Here is a 23349-nt window from a genome sequence, read left to right as displayed (position 1 = left end):
AAACTATGAAATCTTATCGCGTTTCACGTTTTTCGTATCAGGAGGCCGGGCGGCAGGCCGCGGGGGTTGTCAGTTTCGGGGAATGCCGCCCTGCAGGAAGCATTGACGATGGCGATCGGGATTTCATCCAACGGCATGCGCCGTCGCTCCAGGTGGTGGCACCGGCGCGAGGCGATGAGGACCTTCGGCGTTGTCCTCAGGCGACGCGACGGACTGCCATTCGAAACACTGGTAAGCGAAGCGTGGGCTCCAGATGCTGGTCGCGCGAGCCACACCGTACGAGCCTTGCTGACGCTCGACGCAGCAAATTCTCTGCCGCGACCGAGAGCTGGTGCGTTATGCCAAGGGAAACGCGACATGACGTTTAATGACCATTCCGGGAACAGGGCTGTTGGCGGCAACCGCTTCACCACCGCGATAAATGATTCCGGTGAGTTCGCAATTCGAGCAGCGTGGGTGCCGATCTTGGGCGAACACCCAGGCGCTATGTGCGAGGCCGCGACCACCTTGTTAACGCGCGTAGAGAAATGGTCGGCGCTTAAGGCCTGGGGGTGGTCTGCGGTTCGCCAAACCGAGCGGCCGTCGCCGTTGCCCGCGAGAGGGCCGTTATCCCGCACCGCTTGTGGGTGATTAACGAGTGGTTCCGATGGTCTCGACGGCATCGATCGAGAATGCATAGTGCGCCTCCATCAGTCCGTCACCTCACGGCAGCCCTGTCCCCTTGCTGGGGCGCGAAGGATGCCGTCAATGAGTTCGCCGCATTGAGCGGCATTGTTCTGAACTATTCCCATGAAATCGAGGACTTTGGCGCGGCGATCGTTGCACCGGTGTCAATTACCGTGACGCGCAAGCTAATAGACCCTCAGCCAGAATATCGACGTCGCCGTGTACCAGCGACGCCATGCCACCTCACAAGCAATCAAGCGGCGAGAGCGGGCTGGAAGAAAGCAGTTGACCGAGCCCCCGCCGACTTGCTAGCCGCCTTCGACCTTAAGGAATGGTCGGCGCCTGGCCTCTCGAGCCAATGGCAATGGCAGAATGTGGGTTGAGGCCAAGGAATTTTTCATCAGGAACGATAGTGATCATTAACCATTCAAAGAAGTTCGTTTTCATCCATGTTCCCAAAACCGGGGGAACTAGTGTCCAGACCGCATTGCTCTCTGTCCCCGACAGCAGAATTCCCGGTCAGACAAAGCACTGGACCGCAAACGATCTGTTACGCAGCCGCAGGTGGTGGCATCGACCACTTGATGGCTACGTTTTTTTCGCCTTCGTGCGGAACCCCTGGGACCGGTTTCTCTCACTGCATCGCTACCTGAGGACAAAGCCCAAGTATCAAAGCCGCGTTCCAGCACAGTTCGCCTCCTTTGTGGCTCTGCTTGCGAACAGGGAACCGTGGCTTATGGGCCTGCATTCGATCCATTCACAATCGGACTTTGTGGTCGGGACGGAATGCAAGATCGGACGGTATGAAAGCTTGGGCGAGGACTTCGCAGCCATAAGTGCAAGCTTCGGCTTGAAGCTTGATCTTCCGCGCCTCAACGTCAGCGCCACGAGCAAAGTGGATTACCGGCAATTTTACTCCGATGTTGACGCAGAGGTTATTGGTAGCGAATACGAAGCCGACCTAAAGCGGTTTGGCTATGCGTTTGATCCAGGCGCAGCGGCTTCGACCCAGAGGGCGTCAGTCTGCGCGGCGTTATAGCCGGACATCGCACCGATAGTGTCCGTCCCGCCGGGGGACTCGGTGCGTTGCCCATCTTCCCTACTCAGCGGTGTGTATTCCCCTTATTCATGGCCAGAAAATTGGTGGTTCTCAATTTGGCCCACGGTGGTGCAGTTTTCCGTGGGCCATTAAACGAAATAGCCGGAAGGTTGGGGTCAAAACAGCGCTTACGTTCCATACCCTTAAGGCCGCCCCGTTCGCCTTCATCGAACTTCACGGCGCGACGCCGTTTCGTCATTGCATGGCGCCTCCATGGCTGAGGCTAGCGGTTCGGGCCACCCGACAAATTGAGATACTTGAATCATTGTCGAACGAATTGGGAGCGCCCAAGCATAGAGCGGGCTCGAAAGCTGTGGCCAATCCGGTTGGATGGGCAACATCCGTCCCCATCGGCGGCGGCATCCTCCACTCGGAACTTACCTTCACTGCGGCCGTTACTGACGGTCACTGCAAAGGGAGACGGAATGGCAGACAACAAGAAAGCCATCGGTCGAGATTGGCAGCGCGTTGCCGCTGGGCAGCCCTAGGGGCTGGCAACTCGTGGAAGAAGGCAAATGAGCTGCCGTGAAGCGGAAGAGCGCCTAAGCGTTTCTTCGGATTGATTGCGGGCCCCGAATCAATCGAGTGTTTTGTGGTTATGAGTCATATGGCTCGCCAGTGGCCGAGCCTGCGGAACTCTTGCCGCTCCCAGGGAGGACACACATGGGAAACTTCAGGGCCGATGTTCCTGGCCGCGTAAAGGAAATCATCATTGAGCAGTTGGGCGTAGAAGCTTCCCTGGTCGTGGACGATGCGTCCATTGTCGACGACCTCGGCGCCGACTCTCTCGAAGTCGCCCAAATCGTGATGTTGATTGAAGACGAGTTCGGGATCGATGTCCCAGATCAAGCGGTTGACGGGCTTGTTACGGTTGGAGACGCAATTTACTTCGTCATCGCGTCGAAAGCTAAGAGCTAATCCGCAAACGGCCCCCAATATTTGGACGCTTTTCTTCTACTCACCGAGTAATGAACTTTCGGTTTACACAGAGGGTTACTTGAGTGGCGGCCTCCGCGTCGGGCAAATCGTCGATGAACTTGTCCGCGATCCGTTGTGGGCAAGCGGCGATTGCTCAGCTTAATTGAGGAAGCGCATGATCGATCCTTGGCGGCCCTATACCAAGGACGACAAGATCCTTGTGAATCTCATTGACCGGCAGGAGCGCCCTCGCAGACGATCTGTGCAGCATCTGCGTTCGGCGAGCGATTTCTGATCAAAGCGAAGGCGAATCCGATATTCGCCGTTACTGTGAGCCCGATGACCCTTACGGCTCTTCGACCCCAAACCGAACGTTTTCAAGTATTTTTACCCGGTTAGCGCGTCGCGAACAGATCACCTCTATCGACGTGGCGCAGCGACTTCTCGCCTCGCGCGATAGCGCCCTCGCCTTCAGCGTCTCCCTAAGCATCCAAGCATCCGCGTGACGCAGTCTTTGAAGCTACGTCGCTAATTCCGCAATTAGCGCGCAGCCAGCGGTGACCTTACACGGGGTAAGATCCTGACGGGCATCGAGACACAGGAGCCCCTCTGCGATGGTTGGCAACAATGTCCCTGGCGATGGCGGCGGCTTTGATCGGTCAAGCGTGCTGGTACGAGTCTGATCCTCTCGGAACCAACCGCGCACGGGACAAGACGCCATCGTTTCCGAAGGGCGCAGGTCTAGTCCACTGGATCTACTGGACAATCCGTATCTGTGGCGTTAAGCCCGCCTTCAACAGCGATGTCTCGTACAGCCGGAGATCGCCTGCCGCTAACAGATTGGACCAACTGAATCGCGCTGCTGAGATCAGCAAATCAGCGAGACGGATTCCCTCCAATCTTACTGCGCACGTTATGATAATCGTAGGTAGTGGCTCTTATGGTCGCCGTCACAACCCATTTTCTTGAGTCAGAGGCAATGGCCTCGCGCTTCGCAGTTGGGAATTTCGCATGAGCGGCACCGGTAAATCCACCAAGTTTGTTACGACGACCGGCAACGGCCTTATCGATGGCGTGCTGTCGGGTCTGGCCTGGAACGGCTCCCTCACCTATGCCTTTCCGACGTCGAGCAGCAGCTACAGCTACGGCGGCGAGAAATACTATGGGTTCAACTCCATTTCGACGGCGCAGAGGAACACCGCGCTTTTCGGCATGGAGCAGTCCTACGGTTCTACCGCCAATGACGGCTTTTCCGTCGAGGGTTTCACCAACGCCAGCTTCGCCGCGGGAGCTGCCGGCACCGCAACCATCCGTTTTGCGCAGTCGAACGTTCCGGAAACCGCCTATGCTTATATGCCCGGCGGCTATGCCCAGGCCGGCGATATCTGGTTCGGGACCGCCTATGCCGGCACGGTGAACGACTACCGCAAGCCCGTGGCCGGCAATTACGCCTGGCACACGATGCTGCACGAGCTTGGCCATGCGCTCGGATTGAAGCACGGCCATGAGGCAGAGGGTGCCTTTAACGCCCTGCCCAGCCAATACGACTCGATCGAATATTCGATCATGACCTATAGAGGCTATGTCGGCGGCAACGGCTACTACTATGAACAATACGGTGCGCCGCAGACCTTCATGATGGCCGACATCGCAGCGCTCCAGGAAATGTACGGGGCCGACTTCACGACCAACAGCGGCAACACGGTCTACAAATGGACGCCCGGCAGCGGCGGGACGCTCGTCAATGGCAAGATGGCAATCTCTCCCGGCGCGAACCGCGTTTTCGCTACCGTCTGGGATGGCGGGGGCAACGATACGTACGACCTTTCGGCTTACAAGACCGGCCTAACGGTCGACCTTAGACCGGGCATGGCCTCGACCTTCAGCGCCGACCAGCTTGCCTGGCTCGGCGGCGGTTCCAATAACGGCTTTGCGGCCGGCAACATCTTCAATGCGCTCCTGTATCACGGCGACACCCGCTCGCTGATTGAAAACGTCAGGGGAGGATCGGGCGACGACTTGATCAACGGTAATCAAGCCGCCAATACGCTACTCGGCTATATCGGCCACGACTCGATCTATGGAGACAGCGGCACCGACAGGCTCGAGGGCGGGGGCGGCAACGACAGCCTCTTCGGCCAGTCAGACGCCGACGTGCTTTACGGCGGGGCAGGCGCGGATGTGATGGCTGGCGGAACTGGAACTGACACTTTCTTGTTCAGGGCACTTGCAGACAGCACCGCTGCCGGCCGGGACACGATTAGCGACTTCTCCTCCGAAGAAACGGACAGGATCGATCTTTCTGCAATCGATGCCCAGTCGGGTCGGGGCAATCAGGCTTTTCTCTTCGTCGAAACAGCCGCCTTTAGCGGCAGGAAGGGAGAATTGCGCTATGACCAAGATGCCTCCGGTACCTATATCTACGGCGACGTCAACGGTGACAAGAACGCGGATTTCACCATTTTTCTTGACGACGCGATCACACTGCAAAAAGGCTATTTCGTCCTGTAAATAGCCAACGGACGGACGCCCGATGGCTGCCGTGCTGATGGCTCGCTTGAGGCGGCTGGTCTGCGAGTGCGACGTGAAAAATCCGGCCGATGTTACTCGGGCCGTCGCCGCGCCTGGTTTCGTAACGGATCGTCATTCGGCAAAAGCCGATGGCTTGCGCGCCCGCCGTTCGCTCATCCGATGGTGGCTCACCAGATGCCCGACAGCTCTCCGCTTCGCTGCGGGCGTCACCACTTCTTTCCCAAAAGGTCTTTCAAAGCAGCATTGTCGAGCATCGCGTCCGCCAGGGGCCGCTTCAGCTTCGTGTTCTCGTCCTCCAGCGTCTTCAGCCGCTTGGCTTCGGACACGTCCATGCCTTCCACTTGTAGATGCTGGCATTGCTGACGCCGTGCTTGCGGCAAAGCTCCGAGACCGGCGTGCCCGCCTCGTGCTCCTTCAGAATGCCGATGATCTGTTCGTCCGTGAAACGGTTGCGCTTCATTCCCTGGTCCTCTCAATGGGCCAGAGCTTACTTCAAAATGGATTATTTCAGGGGGCAAGGTCAGCAGGTTTCTCAGTCATATTCCGCGCCGCCATGCACCGGGCGGTCAAGGTATCATCGCTGGAGTCGCGGCTGCGCAATCTTTACCTGAACCGGCGCGTCCAGGCGAAGGCCCCGTTCCTTTCGCCGAACGTCTGGATCCGGGGTAACAAGCCGCTCTCCGAGGAGCTGCTCTACGACGGCAGGCCGGTCTATGGCGGGCTCGACCTGTCGGCCCGCACCGACCTGTCGGCGCTGGTCATGGCGGTCGACGACGACAACGGCAACGTCCACCTGTTCCCGCGCATCTGGACTCCCGGCGATACCCTGGACGAGCGCGGATTGCGCGACCGCGCGCCCTACCGTGTGTGGGCCGACCGGGGCTTCCTGATCCCGGTGCCGGGACAAGTGCTCGACTACGATTTCCTCGCCGCCGACGTCGGCGAGCTATCGTCGAAGATCCTGTTCGGCAAGATGAACTATGATCGGTGGCGCATCGATATCCTGAAGCAGAGCTTCGCGCGCATGGGCGTGCTGGTGCCGCTATCGCCGTTCGGCCAAGGCTACAAGTCGATGAGCCCGGCAATAGAGATTTTCGAAGAGCTGGCCGTCCGAGGGAAGATCTCGCATGGCGGGCACCCGGTGCTTAGATGGTGCATTTCCAACGCGGTGATCGACAGCGACGCCGCCGGCAACCGGAAGCTGATCAAGGCCAAGTCGTTTGGCCGGATCGACGCGGCGGTCATGGCGGTCGCTGCCTGCCGCCTGCAGACCGAGAGCGAGCCGGATCTCGACGCGCTGGTGGCGTGATTAGATTCTGCGCGAGCCAATTGTTCCCACTGACGTGCGTTTTGCCGCATCGTGGCAAACACGTGTCCCTGAAGACGGTTCGGAGGTGACAAACAGATCAGTCCGGAGGGTGTCCGCCCGATTACGGCGCGATCATCAACTTCGAAGTGCTGCCACTTACGAATCCTCGCGACGACTAAACACGAGAACTTCATTCGGCAGCAATTCTATTCGCTGCGGCACGTCAACTCGCACGCACTCCACGTTCACTTCGTGCGCGTGGAAATGCGACATAATTTCGGTTTCCACCATGCTCATGGTTTCCCTATCGATAACCGAAATGCGACCATCGATTATGACTCGAAGTTGAATGTGCCTATTATCCCAGCGGCAGGTGACTGCTCTCACTCGGGCATCGATCGCGCCAAGTAATGCCGTCTGAGTTGCCAATAAGATGCGAATTCGGAGTTCAACCTTATCCATGCTTAGGCCATAGATGGTACAACATGGACGCCTTTCGAACCGTAATGAATAATTCCGTTTTTCCGCGGGATGTGTGTAAGCGGCAACGAGACCCCGTCTGGCGTAGGGGGTTGGCGGTCGGATATCGATAGCGCACGTTGTGAGCCGATGTGAGCTTCTATGTCTGCACCTAGTTCTGGAACTAGAACCTTCCACATGATCGAAGCGGTCGCCGAGCGCCTCGAGGGTGCACCACGGCAGCTTCGCCGACGCTGGTCGGATGAGTTCAAAGCGCAGGTGGTGGCCGAGGCGCTGGAGCCGGGCGCGAGCGTATCGGCGATCGCCCATCGGATCGGCATTCGTCCGTCGCAGCTCTTCGCCTGGCGTCGTGACGCTCTGGACCATGCCTCCTCGCAGCGTTCGGCTGGCGAAATCGCCTCGGCGCGCCCGGCTGCCCCGGTGATCGAGGTTGTCATTGGTGATGTCGTCGTGCGCGCCGGCGCAGATGTCGACGAGGCGCACTTGCAGCGGGTGATCCGGGCGGTGCGTTCGGCATGATCCCGTCCGGCGTGAAGGTGTTCCTCGCCAGTCATCCGATCGACTTCCGCAAAGGCCCGGACAGCTTGCTGTCGCTGGTGCGGGATGCCGGCAATGATCCGTTCAACGGCGCGCTTTACGTCTTCCGGGCCAAACGGGCGGATAGAGTGAAGATCGTCTGGTGGGACGGCTCCGGGGTCTGCCTTTATGCCAAGCGGCTGGAAAAGTCGCAGTTCTGCTGGCCGCGGATCGGCCACAATCGAATCCAGCTCAACCATGCTCAGCTTCTGGCGCTCATCGACGGCATGGATTGGAAACGGGTTCGCGCCGTGCCGGTCAAGCCGCCGGAAATTGTTGGGTAAAAGCCCTGCGGCGAAGTGAATCAGTGGCCTGAAAGGGCAGGAAAACCGGCGCAAAATGTGCTCTGGTCGAACCGATGACGCCGCCCGATCTCAACCTTCCAGACGACGTTGAAGCGCTGAAAGCCATGGTGCTTGCCATGGCCGAGAAGGCGGCGCGCGCCGATGTCCTGGAGAGGGAGGTCGCAGATCTCAAGGCACGCAACGCCGATGCCGATGAGCGCATTGAGCGGCTGACGCAAATCCTGAAGGCATTCGATCGCGCCCGCTTCGGCCGGCGATCGGAAAAGCTCGGCTCCCCAAGCACCGACGACGAGCAGCAGGCCTTTGTCTTCGAGGAAATCGAGACTGGCATCGCCGCGATCAGAGCACAGGTCAACAGGGGCCGCGAGCGCCCAGAAGGCAAACGTCCGCCGCGACCACGCAAGGGCTTCGCACCCCACCTGGAGCGGGTCGAAGTCGTCATCGAGCCGGAGGATCGGCCGGAGCATGCCGGCAAGCAGAAGGTGCTGATCGGCGAGGACGTGTCGGAGCGGCTGGATGTGGTGCCGGCGAAGTTCCGCGTCATCGTCACCCGCCGCCCGAAGTATGCCTTCAAAAACGAGGACGGGGTCATCCAGGCGGCGGCGCCGGCACACATCATCGAGAGCGGCATTCCGACGGAAGCGCTTCTGGCGCAGATTGCCGTCTCCAAGTATGCCGATGGCCTGCCGCTCTACCGACAGGAGGCGATCTACGCCCGCGACAAGGTCGAGCTCGACCGCAAGCTGATGGCGCAGTGGATGGGCAAGCTCGGGTTCGAGCTGGAGATCCTCGCCGACTACCTCTTCGATGAGATCAAGAAGGGCGAGCGGATCTTCGCCGACGAGACCACATTGCCGACGCTCGCGCCCGGCTCCGGATCGACGAAGACAGCTTGGCTTTGGGCGTATGCCAGGGATGACCGACCATTTGGCGGCAGCGGTCCGCCGATGATAGCCTATCGCTTCGAAGATAGCCGAGCCGGCGAATGCGTCGCCCGGCATCTGAACGGCTATCGCGGCATCCTGCAAGTCGACGGCTATGCCGCCTACAACAAGCTGGTCCGCTCCGATCGCGGCAATGACGGCGTCACATTGGCTGGCTGCTGGTCACACAGTCGGCGCAAGTTCTATGAGCTGCATGTCGCGGAAAGCTCGAAGGTCGCAACGGAGACGGTCGAGCGAATGGCGAAGCTCTGGCAGATCGAAGAGACCGTGCGCGGCCAAAGCCCTGGCGCGCGTGTCGCGGTGCGTCAGCAAACCTCCGCCGCGATCGTCACCGAGCTCTTCGCCCTCTGGCAGAAGACCCTGCCGCGGATCTCCGGCAAATCGAAGCTCGCCGAGGCGATCCGTTACGCCATCTCGCGTCGCGCCATCTTCGAATGCTTCCTGACCGACGGTCGCATCGAGCTCGACTCCAACATCGTCGAGCGAGCAATCAGGCCCCAGGCCATCACGAGAAAGAACTCACTCTTCGCCGGCAGCGACGGCGGCGGAAGGAGCTGGGCGACCATCGCGACGCTTCTGCAGACGGCAAAAATGAACAGCGTCGATCCGCTTGCCTGGCTCACGCAAACGCTCGAGCGCATTGCCAATGGCTGGCCGAGCAGCGAAATCGACGCACTCATGCCGTGGAACTACGCCGGCTGAACGGCCTCAGCTTGCCGCTTACGGATGTGTTGCCTCGCAGGAACGTCCCGAAGCAGACTTGGATAGTGCTCACCGTCGTCCGGATTCGGCAGGTCATGATGGTGACTACTCAGCGAGGTCATCAAATATTTAGCCAGCTGTTCGATCGTCGGCTCCGGCGAATAGTTTCCAAGACGCTGGAAGGTAATGCTGCAGCTTGCGACTGCCCCGGCCAACGCGGCCAGCACTACGACTCGAGAGGTTCTCACAATAACAAAGCAGGCGAATTGGTGCCAGCGGTCTTAAAATTGCACGGGGGAGCCCGATCATTTCGTAAACGCCTGAGAGACGATTTTCATGGTCTTTCCGTCAAACCTAGAAATAAATCCTTCCCAATGTTGGGCACAAAGCTCGGACCCCTCTACCCATATGTTCATCACGGTACTTGTATTAGGCTCCCGCATTGCCTCTTGATGCTTTACCGTCAAGCCTGAGTTCTTAATCGATTCAATGGACCACCCTGACAGCTGATCATGCTGGTCACGCATTACTATATTCAAGAGACCCAGGGCTGAAAGCCTGTCAGCGGACTTGCCAAGGTACAGTTCGATAGTTCCCGACTCTAACCCGATCGTTTGCTCACAGTCTTTCCGGTCAATCCGCGATTCGATTTCATTACAACGGTGTAACATTAGCCCATCCATCGTTAACTCGATCTAATAACTGGAACTGTGTCCCTCCCCCTGGGCGGCCGAAATTCTCGTTAACTTCCCCTGTCCTGATCCGAGTTCCGGCAGGTGGCGTAATCGAGGTAATGCCAGTCGGCACTTCAGGCAGAGCAAACTTATCGGCGATCTGTTGCGGTGTTAACCCTTCGATATCAGATTGCCTCATAACCCATTGTCCAGCGGGCCTATTTCCTGAAACCACACGCACGAAGGTCTGATTCCCATCGGCTACAAACTCCGTCACCCCAGTCCCTGGGGTGTAGGGCGGAGAGTAGCCCTCGGGAAAGGTCGCGTTGGCATCGTCTGCGGAGCGACGAGTGCCTTTGGCGATAAGATCGTCCAAGCCCTTTGTGGCTCCAGGGGTCTGCCTCTGGACCGTCCTCAGCACATCGTCGGTCAGCTGCCCCATTTCCGAGGCGTAGGCGAGCTTGGCCTAGGCGGCGGCAAAGAGGCCGTCGCTGATGTCGGAGAGGATGCTGCCGATGAGCTTGCAATTATCGCCCGGATTGCGCTCGCAATAGGCGGCGCCCTTGAGGTTGATGTCCGCCTCGACGCTGGCGAGATCCGGCGAGAAGAATCCGGCACTCAACTGCCGCGCGGCGGTGCGGTTGGCCGCGTCGAGCGAATACCTCGCAAGTTCCACTAGATCCTCGCCGAGATAGAGTTTCGCTTCCTCTATGGCCTGAAAGTGCTTCTCGACGCATGCGACGGTCTGGCAGGCGAACAGATCGAACTCCTGTTGGTTGTCGATCGCGAGATATTTTTTCTCGACCTGTTTGATGCAGGCGGCATCGCCGCTGCAGGCGGCCATCTCTTTGATCTGGTCGCGCAGCTGCTGATGGGTCAGGTAGTTGTACTGGAACTCACCTCGCCGAGCGTGTTTATGGTGAGCTCGTGCACGAAACTCGCTCGGGAGCCGATGTCATCAACGCCGCCGATGTTTCCAGCGCACCAACCAAGACCTCCCGCTCAGCCCGAATCACATCCGAAATGGCATGGCTATTACTTTTCTAATTTAGGTAGCATCTATATGCTGACTCGAGGTCGAGCGGTGCCTCCCCGGGGGACATCCGAGCGGCTATTCCAATTGAAGCTGATTTGAGTGGCTGGGGGATGTCGAGTGCGAGCCAGCTAGGCCCTACTGGATATCACCGGCTCCCCGTGAGAGTTGCTCGGGTTGAGGTTCCTGCCGCATGCGCTCACCGCATTTCCGACCGCGTCTGGCCGTTCTTTGACGGATTTCATCTAATACGGAGAAGTCTGATGCGTCTCGTATTCCTTCATGGCATCAACCAGCAAGGAAAGAGCGCGGAGATTATCCGCCGCGAGTGGAGAGGTTTCCTCGGGAATCCGGGCGACCTCGCCAGCATCGAAATCGTGGCACCCTTCTACGGAGACGTTCTGGCGGGTGCGACGGAGCCGGCCACCCCGGAACAGGCGGTGGCCATGGGAATCCCAGGCGACGACGAGGAGCGGGAATTCGTGACGTCGGCGCTCCATCAGGCGGCACTTGAAAGAGGTCTCACACGCGAGCTGATCGAGCGCGAACAGGCGATCACCCCGGGTCCACTCGAAGATCGCCGCTTCCTTGCAATACTCCGCCTGCTCGAGAAATTGTCTCCGTTCAAGGGAGGCCTATTCCTCCTGCTGGTCAGGCAGGCCTATGCGTATCTGAGACGTGACCATGTGACGTCGCGTGTGGACGGGATCGTCCGGCCGTGTCTTACCGACGGCTGTGTGGTGATCGGGCATTCATTGGGGTCGGTCATTGGATTTAAACTCCTCCGCGAACTCAAGGTGAAGGTGCCGCTGTTCACCACACTTGGTTCACCGCTGCCCCTCGAAGCCGTCAAATCGGCGCTCAGGCGGCCGCGTGCTGTGCCGGCCGGAGTCACTCGTTGGTACAACGGGCTCGATGTGGATGACCTCGTGACTTTGGGAAAGCCTTTGACCCAAGAGACTTTCGCTGGCGGGATCTTCAATAACTCGAGTATCGAAAACGGGGAGGATGCGCACGCGATCGAGGGCTATCTAGGTGACGCTGACGTCCGGAGGGAGATTTTTTCAGCCGTGAGAACCTGACCGATCTCCTGCGTGCGGTGCCAATGAGCCGAGGTGCCGCGCTATGAGGCCGGCGGGTGGCCGACCCGAAGGGTTCTCGAGCCGTCGTAGGTCAGGGCTTCGGCCTCAACTCTTCCAGAGCTCCAAAGGCGTTTGTGGTAGGGCTCGAAAGGGTGGTAAGCGGAAATTTGACCCAACGCCTCAAATGGCCGTTTTGCAGAAATGCTGACGCGCAACTACTAGGCTCGGCGAGCGGGCACCTCGAGGCTGAGGATTAATCTACCCGCCGCACCTGCTTGGCAAAAACACCCCATTCCGAGCCTCGCCCTTCAACGGAGATCCGCGCACCAGGTACAAGGGTCTGCCGGAATTCCTCCAGAAAACCACAGAGCCGGTCCGCGAGGAATGGCAGCCCGTCAAGTTCAATGATGTTCCGGCATTTTGCTTGAGCTATTTCTCACCTCGGCGACAACGAAGGTAATCTCGACCTCATGGCCAGCCAACACCGCAGCGATCATTGGCACGCCCGATATCACGGGATAATGCGTTGTGCGATCGTAGGCACAGAACGAGAAGATCGTTCATCGACGATTTCACGTCGGGCGGCTCTGATCAGCGACGGTGTCCGATCCGCGCAGCCGTCATGGGATGACTAGGGCAGGCGATTGAGGATAGCCGTGCCAGAGCATGCACAGATCGGTTGAGGACGCGAGCCTCAATGAGGGGACAAGGGGCTCTCATCGATGTGGGCTGTGGCATATACCCGCCGTGCGATGATCGCGAGAAGGAAGAGCGTCACCGTCGCAATAACGCAGCATACGGCAAAGCCCAGCGAGAAGCCGCTTTTCGCTGTGTCCAGCCAGACAGCCGAAGCCGAACCCGGCATTGTCTGAGCTGTTTCGACCGCTCCGGCAAGAGTTGCAGAAACAGCCTCGGCTTGTACGGGATTGAGGCTGCTAAGGTCGGCGCGGTTCATCGCCATTCGATAGATCAGGGTCGCCAAACTGCCCAGCACCGCGATGCCCAATGCGCCCCCAAATTCTGCGCTCGTCTCCGATATCGCCGAAGCCGAGCCTGCGCGTTCGGGCGGTGCAGTCCCCACGATCAAGCCGGTCGTGGTGAGAACAACAGGGACGAAGCCGAAGCCGATGATCATGCTGGAGCCAAGGATTCCGAAAAGGCTTTCGGCGTAAGCGGCGACAGCCATGGCGGCGGCTCCCGCTGCATTGATCAAAAGTCCGCCGAGCACGGTTCTAACCGGTCCGAAGCGATTGGTGAACCGATAGGCCTGGAAGGACATCCCTGCGAAGACGAAGGCCGATGGCACAGACCAAAGCGCAGCTTCCAGTGGCGACAGACCGAGCACAAGCTGCAGGAAGAGGTTCTGAAACAGAAAGACGCCAAAGACGAAGAAGACACCGGCGAGGTTTACCATCAGCGATGCCGTGAAGGCCGGCACCCGGAAGAGCGCGAGGTCGACCAACGGGTCGGTAAGGCGCCGCTGGCGTCGAACAAACATAACGCCGATCAGAAGCCCCAAACCGATTGGTACGAGTTGGGCAAGCTGAAAGCCGTCGGCAGCCATATGTTTGACGCCGTAGATGATCGGCAGAACTGTCGCAAGCGAAAGCACCACACTCGGCAGGTCTAGTCGGCCAGCATCGTTATTCCTGTATTCCGGCAACAGAAACGGGGCGACGGCCAGAAGCAAGAGCATCACCGGTACGTTGATCAGAAACACCGAGCCCCAGTGGAAGTACTGTAGCAGAATTCCGCCGATGAGCGGGCCGACGAGGCCACCCAACGCAAAGGCCGTGCCCCAGATGCCAATCGCCCTGTTTCGCTCCGCCTCGTTTTTGAAAAGATTGACGATGAGCGACAGCGTGGATGGCGCGATCGTCGCACCGGCAATGCCGAGCAGAGCCCTTGCCAGAATGAGTTGCCCCGCGGTGTTTGAGAAAGCGGCGAAGGCAGATGCGACGCCGAACGCAAACGCGCCCATCAGCAATACCCGCCGGCGGCCGATCCGATCTCCCAGCGTCCCCATGGTCACGAGAAAGCCGGCGACCATGAAGCCATAGATGTCGTTGATCCACAGCAGCTGCGATGCGGACGGATCGAGGTCCGCGACGATCGCGGGCACAGCGAGGAACAGCACCGACAGGTCCATCGAGTAGACCAGGCATGCGATCGACAGGACGCACAGGCCAACCCACTCGCGGCGGCCTGCCTGTTCAGGCGTGTGAATAGTCTCGGCCATGGTCGTCCTCCCGGAAGCCGGCGGAGATTTCCCTAAATTGCATTCATTGACAAGTGCAATTTCGAGGAGACCACCCGCGTTCGATCCTAAGAACCAATTAGGCGGGCAGCGCAGCCCCAACGCCGTGGCGCACGACGCGCGCTCTGCGCGGACTGTGAGTCCGGGATCAACTATTACCCGATTCACAGTTTGCAAGCGCAAGCAAACAGACAGGTCGAGTACAAGGCAATGATCTCGTCTTTGAGAACCGTTTTAGGACATCACCGATTCGTCAGGCTGGTTTCGCCGGGGCCCCTCGGAGCGGTTTAGAATAGACGACCTGCGCGGCACAGGAAGGTGTGCGATCGACCCGTTGCCGTCAAGTCAGTCCCCCTCCTGCAAATTGGCCGGATTCCACACGACCTCCCACAGATGACCATCGAGATCGGTGAAGTAGCCCGCATATCCCCCGTAGAATCTCTCTTGGGCCAGCTTCACGATGGCCGCGCCCGCTTCGCGTGCCTGTTCCATGACTTCATCCATCTCGCTTCGTTACGAAACGTTGTGGCCGATCGAGAACGAGGTGCTGCTCGCGGGCGCTTTCGTCAGACCGCTATCGTGACCCAAATCGGACCAAGTATCGTTAGTGAGATTTTGGAGTCGCTGAAGGCGGGAAGCTGGCTCGAGACATGGGCATCTGCAACGGCGCTCGTCCGGAAACACGCATTGCAACAGCTGCAATCAATGATTAAATTGCAATCAATGATGAACGGAGGCTCCTATGGCTAGCATGACGATCCGCAATCTCGACGATAGCCTCAAGCAGCGGCTCAGGCTGCGCGCCGCCGCGCACGGTCGGTCAATGGAAGACGAGGCCCGCGACATCCTGCGCGTGGCGCTGTCGACCAGTGAACGGCAACCGGGCAATCTCGCCGCCGCCATTCGCGCCCGCATCGCGCCAACCGGCGGCATCACGCTCGAAACGCCCCCACGCGAGGCGATCCGCGAAGCGCCGGACTTCTCCGCGTGATCATCCTCGACACCAACGTGCTGTCGGAATTGCTGACGCCGTCGCCGTCCGTTGCTGTCGAGGCGTGGCTCGCCGAGCAGCCGCCGACGTCGGTGTTCACCACGACCGTCACCGAAGCCGAGATCCTTTACGAACTGCGGCTTCTACCGGATGGACGCCGCCGACGCGACCTCGAGGGGGCGATCGTCCCGATCTTTCGCGAGGATCTTGCCGGGCGCATTTTGCCATTCGACAGCGAGGCTGCAGAGGCCTATGCCACGCTGGCCGTGGAGCGGCGCAAGGCCGGCCGCCCTATCAGCCAGTTCGACGCACAGATTGCCGCGATCGCCCGTTCCCGCGGGGCGGCGTTGGCAACGCGCAATGTCGCGGACTTCGAAGGCACCGGCATTGCCATCATCAATCCCTGGAACCACCAGCTCCCGTGATTTCGAGACGCCGATCGAAGGGAGCACCGTTACCGGTAGGCTCAGTCGGGAGAAACCGGACTCAACAGTTCGACGTTGAAATGATCGAGGCCCGGCTCCATGTCGGATTTCTCGATCGCAGCGATTTCATCGTCGCTCAATGTCACGATTGCTTCTGCGCAACGGTCGCGCTTAGACTGCCAGCGACGGTCGTTCCACGTGATTGCAATACTCCCTTTCGCGGAATACACGGGATATCCGTAGTTTTCTCAAATCCGCCGGAAAACGTCGGAGTCAATCTTGGGCAATCGTAAGTCACCGGGTGCCAACAGCCAAGCCGTCCTCCGCCGCGCCGAGGAACTCGACGCGCTTGACGCCATCCTTCCATTCGACCGGCGCGATCAGCTGGCCGCCCTTCTCACAGACGACGATGTCGAAACCTTGAAACATCTCGCCGTCGAAGGCATGGGAGAAAATACGCTCCGGGCGCTCGCCTCGGATCTCGCATATCTCGAGGCCTGGTGCCGGCTGGCGACGAGAGCCTCCCTCCCTTGGCCGGCGCCGGAATCGCTGCTCCTGAAACTTGTCGCCCATCACCTCTGGGATCCGCTCAAGCGCAAGGAGGACCCGACCCACGGCATGCCGGCGGAGGTCGAGGCCGATTGCGGGCCGAACGCCTGCTCCGGGCCGACGGCCCGCACGCACCAGGCACGGTGCGGCGGCGACTGACCACCTGGTCGATCCTCACCCGATGGCGCGGCCTGAGCGGCGCTTTCGGCGCGCCCTCGCTGAAGAGCGCGCTGAGGTCGCGGTCAAGGCGAGTAACCGGCCGCGCCAGCGCAAGAGCAGGAAGGCAGTCACGGGCGACGTACTTGCATCGCTCCTGGAAACAAGCACCACCGAACGGCTTATGGACATGCGTGATCGGCCTGCTCTTGACTGCGTTTGCCTCCGGCGGCCGTCGCCGCTCGGAAGTGGCGGCATTGGTGTCGAGGATATGGTCGATGAGGAACCGGTGCGCGCGCCGGCCCAGCCGGCAAGAACTCCCCTTCCCTGCCTCACTATTCACCTCGGCCGCACCAAGACGACCATCAGCGACGACAACGAGCATGTGCTGCTGATCGGTTTGCCAGTGAGCGCGCTGAAACATTGGCTGGCGGAACTGCGATCAAGGATGGGCCGATATTTCGGCGCATCGATCAGTGGGGCAATGTCGATTGTCGGGCGGTGACACCGCAATCAGTCAACCTGATCCTGAAGTGCCGTTGCAGGCAAGTCGGCTTCGATGCGGCGCTGTTTTCGGCGCATGGGTTGAGATCCGGCTATCTGACCGAGGCGGCAAACCGCGACATTCCGCTGCCCGAGGCGATGCAGAAATCATTGCACAAGTCGGTGGCGCAGGTGGCAAGCTGTTACAACAATGCGGAACGAAAGAACGGTCGCACAGCGCGGCTGATCGTCTGAGCGTCACTAGGCGCCGAAGAGTGCATCGGCTCGCCTCTCAAACGACTGCCACTCTTCCGGTTGCGCTTCCGCCTCCGACGTATCCTTCCGGTCAGCGGCCAATGCTGCTCTGCCCCTGCTTCAGCACGCTGCATCAGCGACGCCATCTCTCCCTTCAAGTGATGCGAGCGCTGCAGGTCGACGGCGTGCTCGGGGTTCTGGCGGGGATCGTAGAATACGGCGATCGCGTCGCCGGCTGCCTGTCGTGCCGCCTCCAATTTTTCTTTCAAGCTCTCCAGCTCGGCTTTGGCCGCAAAATACTGTCTCATCACCGCGATAAGCTCGCGGGTCACTGGCGCTGACTGACACGATCCCTCCTCCCTTGGAATTCCTCATTGCCGGAATTGATCGATAAGAATGGCAATATCGGGATAGAGTTCCTGCGAAGATGACAATAGCCCGGCGTCGAAGGCGATGCGCCGGGCTGCAATAGTGACCGACAGCTTAGGAGGAGTGCTGTCCGTCGTATCGAAGCGGCGCGGGACTTTGCGGACGCCGCAACATGTCGATAAATTGCGATTCCACCGACATGTGTCCGCAACATATCATCACCCTCGACATATCCGGAGTTCAATGCGGCCGGAACCGGAAGCTGCAGCATGCCGGTTCGACCGGACGGACCCAATTACGATCGGCCAGACTGCCCAAACAGGACGTCGAAGCAAGGCTCATCCCTAGAATATCGCCGCGCGCGATCAATTCAATTCCCTTGCTTGAAGCGCGAGCGAGTTCGGAAATCGAGAACATCGTTACAACGACCGACCGGCTGCTCCGTTTTGCCCCCCACTTCCTCGACGTGGGTTATCAGGATTAAGCCCGAAAGGCGAATGGTGACCGGCACTGCACCGTGGTTTGATATTCCGAGCCGCCAACATCCCTCATTTCCAAGGCGGTCAGAGGTCTGCCGCTTCCGCAGGAGATGGCGGACCTCGTCCCACGCCGGGAAGACTGCGCTACACGACGACTACCCACTTATGAGGGCCTGCAACATGAGCGACCGCGATAAGAAAGGCGTAGGCCATGGAGAGCTGGCCTCATACCTCCTTGAAGTTGCGGCGCAACTCGCAGCCCTCGCCAAGGAAATCAGGGCTCTTGCGGGAAGGCGCCTTGAAGAGTGCGGACGCGGGCCGATGGCCTAACACCGCCGCGAGAGTTATCATTAGAAGACTCGTAACTTCACATTGCGGCTTGGCTCTGCGCGGAGGTCAAATGCATCGCACCGACCGAGAGAAGAAGATTTACGACCACGATCTGCTTGTGATCTCAGCGTCCACAATATCAGGGTTGCTCATTGTCGGCGCAGCGCTCTTGCTGCTCATTATATGAGCAGCAAAGCGGCAAAATGCGCTCGCTCGCATCCAGCGCGATGGCCTACCCAGTCATCACCATCGCCGTTGCGGCAGTGGCAGAGCGACTTTTTTCTCGGCGAATGACCTTGGTGGCCGACCCTGGACGATCAAGGGCAACATTGATCTCTCAGGAGAGCGCATCTATCCCCTGCCGGGCAGACCTATTAAACGGCGACATGGATCTCGCCATGGCGCGGAGAACGGCGGTTCTGCTCGGAGGCAGAAGCAGACGCCGCCGGCTGGCGCCGATCGAAGGTCTAGCCGCCGGAGAGTCTTTCACGGCCACTTGAAAGCCATCACGACACGAAAGTGGTGAATCTGTCTCGACTTTTGGGAGCATACCGAGAACGGCTAGAAGGCGGTAGTAGCCGATCCTGTCTCCCATGTTAACATACATTTGGAGGCGCTCTAATGTAAGCTTGTCGAGTGCCATCAATATCTCCAGGTATAAGCGTGTTTATTTCCACTCTTTGAGTCTACGGAACACGGAGGTTTGTATTTCCTTCCAGAATGAAAGGTTTTCCAAGCTATATGTAACGGTTACCAGCATCGCTTCATAAATGAAGAAATGGTTGCAGTGTGGTCGAGGGACCGTCCCTTCACCACTGCAGATGATGGATATGGTTGGCTCGCCTATTGGCTTATCTTTAAGAACATATTTCCAGTGCCAGTTTCCATGGTCTAGGTGCCGCTTGCCGCTGCGCATAAAGGTCGAATCTCTGCCCAGACGACTCCAATTCCAGCTTCGACGTCGCGAGCAGTTGGGCAGAGGTGACCCTCGATAATTTCCATTCTCCAGAATCGAGTTGATCCTGCAGCAGGATCTGGATTCGGTCGTCGTTTATGATTTTCCGAAATTCGGCATCATTCTTTCGGCTTCTGCCTTCAATACCAGGCAGCAAGGCCATTAGGTTCAGAGATTGGACCGAGTACACGCGGCCCTCGCGAAAACGATACGGCAAGTCGATGTAAGAAATAGGAATTTTCAGGTCGATGTCGGCGTGGGGAAATCTGAACGATCTTAATGCCTGTTCAAGGGAATACGTCCACGGATAGGGTAGCGGTAGATCTTGTGCTCGAGCTTGAGCTGCGGAGAGCACCGTTACGGAGGCGAAAACGCAAAACTTGGTGTTCCACCGTGACATTCGCCGTTCCTAGGCCATCTGATCGTCTGCTGAAGTATACGACAGCAATCATAAGCAGCAGACAATGTAAATACGCAACTTATAAGGGTGAAGACTGCTCCTCGGAACAAGGCTCGGTTTCTGTTCGCGGCATCAAGGCGCCGAACAGGCGCGAGCGACTTGCCAGTCTCCTGCCGGAGCCGATTTGCGGGTGAATTCATCGGCGACGGCGGCAATGCGGCACGGAATGGAGCCGAGGCGAGCGGTTCGCTCTTATCGAGCGCAGCGCGCCGATTTCTTCGGCTTGGTGATAGAGGTCCAAGAACAAGCTGATCAACTTGAGAGTGAGTAATAAGCTGATTGCACGACAAATCTCAGTCCTTCTCGCCGCGAGATTTTCTAATACGACGGCCGGGGTTTATGGCAATAATGGCGGCCCACACCATTACTACGAGGTAGAAAGGCGGGAAATTCAGTTTCTTGCTTACAATTGCTACGATGATCGTTGCTACACCAAGATAAAACACAACGGACATCCTGCTGGCTAACAGCAGGTAGAAGAATATTCGAAAATATTCTGAAATGAATTTCATTGTCTTAGCTCTTGAGGCATTTGCTCTAGTTGTATCGTCATATCCTGGCTTGACCGCACGAAACCTCGGCACTCACCATTCTTGATGGCCCGGTGCGGTTAAGCGGAAGTCGTGGGTCTCTGCAGGAGCCATTCTAGCGCTGCCCTTCTCGCTCGAACTTAATGATAAACGTGAGCATGTCGTATGATAACAAGGCTGTTAAGACGACGTACAGAGTATGCATTGCAGTACTATTTTCCGGATCAGCGCTGTGCAAGGGATACAATACCGACAAGATAGAAAGAATTATCCAAAAGGCGAAGAATTTTCGTAATCCGATAAGGCTGCTTCTGCTAAAAGGCAGTGAAAGTAGCGTCGTCCTAGATCGAGGATTTCGCGCCAGGAAAAACGTAACAATAAGATGCAACGAATGTATTGCAAGTATGACTACTCTATTTGACTGGAAACCTATGGACTGAATTATTTTGCACATTAATAGCAAGGCGAACCAGGCGGAGATTGCATATTTCGCACACCGAATTCCTTCCAGGTCCCTCGTCCATCGATCAACAATCAGATCACCGATCGGCCTTCGTCGTTGTAGCAGCAGGTGTCGGCTTCACCATGACCCACAGCCGCAGAAAGTTGATCCGCCAGTTGTCCTGTTTGTGCCCCCACGATTGTGCGCTCAACAGGCCCGTCATCGCTCCGATCTTCGAAACAGAGCGTTAAAGGAAGCGACTCTCGTGGTTTATGTTATGCCTCGAGTCGCAACCAATGCTGGTGTAAACGCAAGTGTCAAGTGACGGATCTAGTATCGGAAAATACCTTCAGCAGGATCAACAATGTTGGGTTAACGGCGTCCACTAAGCCGTGCCGAATCAGTGAATTACCGTCCAAATCCAGACCATTGGTCCGCTGTGATACAGAGTGCTGACCAAGCCAAGGCTGAATTGTGTAATTGCGTCGCATGATTGTCGGACTTGGCGGGTGTGTTTCTATCGCCGGTGATCGACGAATTGGTCGCAAACGCTCCGAGTCAAAAAAAATCGGAAGGTCGGAAGCTCGCATTATGAAGCCGAGCCGAATTCATCGAAGCCGGACGATGCAACGTCGAGGCACTAATAGCAACCGTTTGACATCCGCCCCGTGACGTTGTCGATGAGTGCGATTACAACTCCCGCGGACATTGACCTGCCGGCAAAACGTATGGACGACCAGCGAGTATCCGCTGGCTCATCAATTGGAGGAGCCGTTGAAGAAGCTCTTTTTTGCGACAGTGCTTGTGGCCCTGTCATTGACTGGCGCACGCGCTGCGCCAGTCAATCCCAAATACAACGACTCCCCGGTCCAATGTGGAGCCACGTACTTCTTGATTTGGAAGGGATATGAGCAGAAGAACCAGCAAGCGATGGCTGAAGTCTACCGTCGAAAATTCGAAAGTCTCGCCGCAAAAGCGGCGCAGAACCTCGAGACGAGAGGGCTAAGCAAACAAGTCTGTGAAGTCGAACGCTCAGACAAGGGCCTCTTCTTTCCTCGTTGTGAGAAGGGGCCCTTTGCTTCCGTGAACGCCCAACTGCGCATGAGTTGGCGGGAGGTCACGGCGCGAGAACCAGGCACTTCACTGGGCTGGATACTGGAGACGCAGGTTATTTCGCTGGTTTGACGGGCCTGGTACTCTACGGTTGGAGCAAGAGCCCTGCGTGGAGCATAGGAGCCAAAGCATTGTGCGTCACTGTCGTTCGGCCGGCGTCTTACGGCTCAGGAAACTTACTATCACACAGTTCTTTGAAGTCTACGAACGCTTTTGTCTCCGTGTCGGCTAAGACTGCGAGCTTATCGATGTGGTCCTGCATGTATGCGTCGGCGTGGTTTCCTCGTCTTCGCGCTGATTGGCTGTAGCGCTTCAGAGAGCGCTGCCCCGCCTAAAGTGCGCCGCCAGTACCGGATCTTCATCGAGGTGCTGCTGCCACGCCCAGTGTTCGATTTGTCCGGAGCGATAGCATTCGACCAATAATTGCTGCTCTGGCGATAGCGGGGGCACCGGTTGGGCAGAAGCGTTTGTCCTTACGGGTTCTATCAGTCCGATCTCCGCCAGTAAGCTTGTGACCGTCCCCTTGAGTTCAGAAATGTGCAAGGCCATTTGGAACACTCCTTCCGCAAGAGAACAATCAAGAGGTAAGGACGGTTCCCATCGCCGGCGGCCCACTGCGCCGTTTTAATTGCTACAGACGCCATTCCTGGCGCGGGCCCCATCAAGTCGGGCGCGCGGCAGGGCGATTGAAAGCGTGTCCGATCGCAATATCCCGCGCATGCGGAGCGTCGCGTTGCTTGCACCCGGGCCACGATCATGCGTCGATGCCCACCAGGTGCCGCTGGGCCAGCGATGTCCGTCGCCGTCGAGACCAGGACGGGTCCTGGAGGGCATTTTCTTCGGCACCCCGAAGGTTGCCTCGGTGGCGATGAACCGAGGGGAGACGGGTGCCACGCATCAAAGGCGGAAGAGTCTAGACCTCGAGCGCCCCAGGTGCTGTAACCACTCGACGCAGAGCGAATTCCGGGACGGACACCCGGCGACGGCTGCCAGCTGAAGGCGCGCTTGAGGCGGCTGGCCTGTAAGTGCGACGTGAAAAGATCAGGCCGATGTTACTCGTGGGATACCAGGGCGCACCACGGTCGGCTCCGGCTGGGTGGTGACCTCGTGCAGCCATTCGCGCCAGATGGCGACGAGCAGCGCCATGAGGACGGGGCCGACGAAGAGGCCGAGAAAGCCCATGGTCTTGACGCCGCCGACGAGGCCGAAAAAGGTCGGCAGGAAGGGCAGCTTGA

Annotated in this window: 19 protein-coding genes and 3 pseudogenes; 13 read left to right on the top strand and 9 right to left on the bottom strand. The window is 58.4% G+C overall.

Annotated features, from left to right (window positions below):
- The first annotated feature begins 1078 nt into the window (after window positions 1-1078).
- The 3 genes from AYK65_RS24270 (at window position 1079) to AYK65_RS24260 (ending at window position 5194) form a co-directional block, all read left to right on the top strand.
- Window positions 1079-1705, top strand: coding sequence for a sulfotransferase family 2 domain-containing protein (locus AYK65_RS24270; RefSeq protein ID WP_172402065.1), 627 nt, complete (start codon window positions 1079-1081; stop codon window positions 1703-1705).
- A gap of 723 nt (window positions 1706-2428) precedes the next feature.
- Entirely contained in the window at window positions 2429-2683 is a 255-nt protein-coding gene (acpP, locus tag AYK65_RS24265; RefSeq protein WP_081161446.1) for an acyl carrier protein, read from the top strand.
- Window positions 2684-3694: 1011 nt separating this feature from the next.
- Window positions 3695-5194: a M10 family metallopeptidase gene (locus tag AYK65_RS24260; RefSeq protein ID WP_081161444.1), complete on the top strand. Its 1500-nt coding sequence runs from the start codon at window positions 3695-3697 to the stop codon at window positions 5192-5194.
- Between the two features lie 103 nt (window positions 5195-5297).
- On the opposite strand, the pseudogene AYK65_RS24255 reads toward AYK65_RS24260, so the two are convergent.
- A pseudogene (locus tag AYK65_RS24255) lies at window positions 5298-5675 on the bottom strand (transposase); the annotation flags it as partial.
- A 93-nt stretch (window positions 5676-5768) separates the two neighbouring features.
- On the opposite strand from AYK65_RS24255, the gene AYK65_RS24250 reads away from it, so the two are divergent.
- On the top strand, window positions 5769-6524 hold the full coding sequence (locus AYK65_RS24250) for a terminase TerL endonuclease subunit (RefSeq protein WP_244560099.1): 756 nt from the start codon (window positions 5769-5771) through the stop codon (window positions 6522-6524).
- A 156-nt stretch (window positions 6525-6680) separates the two neighbouring features.
- On the opposite strand, the gene AYK65_RS34040 is transcribed toward AYK65_RS24250, so the two are convergent.
- Complete coding sequence (locus AYK65_RS34040; RefSeq protein WP_081161441.1) at window positions 6681-6986, bottom strand: MafI2 family immunity protein; 306 nt, start codon at window positions 6984-6986, stop codon at window positions 6681-6683.
- A gap of 195 nt (window positions 6987-7181) precedes the next feature.
- Between AYK65_RS34040 and AYK65_RS24240 the strand changes: the two genes are divergently transcribed.
- From AYK65_RS24240 to tnpC, 3 genes are all read left to right on the top strand, one after another.
- Entirely contained in the window at window positions 7182-7523 is a 342-nt protein-coding gene (locus AYK65_RS24240) for a transposase (protein ID WP_234841259.1), read from the top strand.
- Window positions 7520-7864: an IS66 family insertion sequence element accessory protein TnpB gene (gene tnpB, locus AYK65_RS24235; RefSeq protein WP_081161438.1), complete on the top strand. Its 345-nt coding sequence runs from the start codon at window positions 7520-7522 to the stop codon at window positions 7862-7864. The genes AYK65_RS24240 and tnpB overlap by 4 nt, the downstream gene beginning before the upstream one ends.
- Window positions 7865-7938: 74 nt before the next feature.
- On the top strand, window positions 7939-9531 hold the full coding sequence (tnpC, locus tag AYK65_RS24230) for an IS66 family transposase (protein WP_081161435.1): 1593 nt from the start codon (window positions 7939-7941) through the stop codon (window positions 9529-9531).
- A 1140-nt stretch (window positions 9532-10671) separates the two neighbouring features.
- Here the strand turns inward: tnpC and AYK65_RS24215 are convergent.
- Window positions 10672-11049 (bottom strand): hypothetical protein, encoded by a 378-nt coding sequence (locus tag AYK65_RS24215; RefSeq protein WP_081161424.1) that lies wholly within the window; start codon window positions 11047-11049, stop codon window positions 10672-10674.
- A 452-nt stretch (window positions 11050-11501) separates the two neighbouring features.
- On the opposite strand from AYK65_RS24215, the gene AYK65_RS24210 reads away from it, so the two are divergent.
- Window positions 11502-12320: a hypothetical protein gene (locus tag AYK65_RS24210; protein WP_081161421.1), complete on the top strand. Its 819-nt coding sequence runs from the start codon at window positions 11502-11504 to the stop codon at window positions 12318-12320.
- Window positions 12321-13014: 694 nt separating this feature from the next.
- On the opposite strand, the gene AYK65_RS24205 is transcribed toward AYK65_RS24210, so the two are convergent.
- Together AYK65_RS24205 and AYK65_RS33300 are read right to left on the bottom strand one after the other, a co-directional pair.
- Window positions 13015-14559, bottom strand: coding sequence for an MFS transporter (locus AYK65_RS24205; RefSeq protein ID WP_081161418.1), 1545 nt, complete (start codon window positions 14557-14559; stop codon window positions 13015-13017).
- 363 nt (window positions 14560-14922) lie between these two features.
- The gene (locus AYK65_RS33300) at window positions 14923-15081 is read right to left on the bottom strand and encodes a VOC family protein (RefSeq protein WP_244560098.1); all 159 of its coding nucleotides are present in this window, start codon (window positions 15079-15081) and stop codon (window positions 14923-14925) included.
- 238 nt (window positions 15082-15319) lie between these two features.
- Between AYK65_RS33300 and AYK65_RS24200 the strand changes: the two genes are divergently transcribed.
- The 4 genes and pseudogenes from AYK65_RS24200 to AYK65_RS33985 all read left to right on the top strand — a co-directional run bounded on the left by AYK65_RS24200 (window position 15320) and on the right by AYK65_RS33985 (window position 18289).
- On the top strand, window positions 15320-15568 hold the full coding sequence (locus AYK65_RS24200; protein WP_081161415.1) for a FitA-like ribbon-helix-helix domain-containing protein: 249 nt from the start codon (window positions 15320-15322) through the stop codon (window positions 15566-15568).
- Window positions 15565-15993: a type II toxin-antitoxin system VapC family toxin gene (locus tag AYK65_RS24195; RefSeq protein ID WP_081161413.1), complete on the top strand. Its 429-nt coding sequence runs from the start codon at window positions 15565-15567 to the stop codon at window positions 15991-15993. Before AYK65_RS24200 ends, AYK65_RS24195 begins: the two co-directional genes overlap by 4 nt.
- A gap of 444 nt (window positions 15994-16437) precedes the next feature.
- Window positions 16438-17436 (top strand): annotated as a pseudogene (locus tag AYK65_RS24190) (site-specific integrase).
- Window positions 17437-17977: 541 nt separating this feature from the next.
- The gene (locus AYK65_RS33985; RefSeq protein ID WP_081161410.1) at window positions 17978-18289 is read left to right on the top strand and encodes a Fic/DOC family N-terminal domain-containing protein; all 312 of its coding nucleotides are present in this window, start codon (window positions 17978-17980) and stop codon (window positions 18287-18289) included.
- Between the two features lie 1182 nt (window positions 18290-19471).
- On the opposite strand, the gene AYK65_RS32075 is transcribed toward AYK65_RS33985, so the two are convergent.
- Window positions 19472-19969, bottom strand: a complete 498-nt coding sequence (locus tag AYK65_RS32075) for a hypothetical protein (protein WP_139793333.1) — start codon at window positions 19967-19969, stop codon at window positions 19472-19474.
- A gap of 353 nt (window positions 19970-20322) precedes the next feature.
- On the bottom strand, window positions 20323-20541 hold the full coding sequence (locus AYK65_RS24170; RefSeq protein WP_081161407.1) for a hypothetical protein: 219 nt from the start codon (window positions 20539-20541) through the stop codon (window positions 20323-20325).
- A gap of 1234 nt (window positions 20542-21775) precedes the next feature.
- On the opposite strand from AYK65_RS24170, the gene AYK65_RS24165 reads away from it, so the two are divergent.
- Entirely contained in the window at window positions 21776-22186 is a 411-nt protein-coding gene (locus AYK65_RS24165; RefSeq protein WP_081161405.1) for a hypothetical protein, read from the top strand.
- A gap of 240 nt (window positions 22187-22426) precedes the next feature.
- On the opposite strand, the gene AYK65_RS24160 is transcribed toward AYK65_RS24165, so the two are convergent.
- Window positions 22427-22663, bottom strand: coding sequence for a hypothetical protein (locus tag AYK65_RS24160; protein WP_081161403.1), 237 nt, complete (start codon window positions 22661-22663; stop codon window positions 22427-22429).
- A 492-nt stretch (window positions 22664-23155) separates the two neighbouring features.
- Window positions 23156-23349, bottom strand: a pseudogene (locus tag AYK65_RS24155) (AI-2E family transporter); the annotation flags it as partial.

Origin of the sequence: Ensifer aridi (assembly GCF_002078505.1) — a bacterium.
Lineage (GTDB): Bacteria > Pseudomonadota > Alphaproteobacteria > Rhizobiales > Rhizobiaceae > Sinorhizobium > Sinorhizobium aridi.
This window is presented reverse-complemented; position numbering and strand designations above follow the sequence as displayed.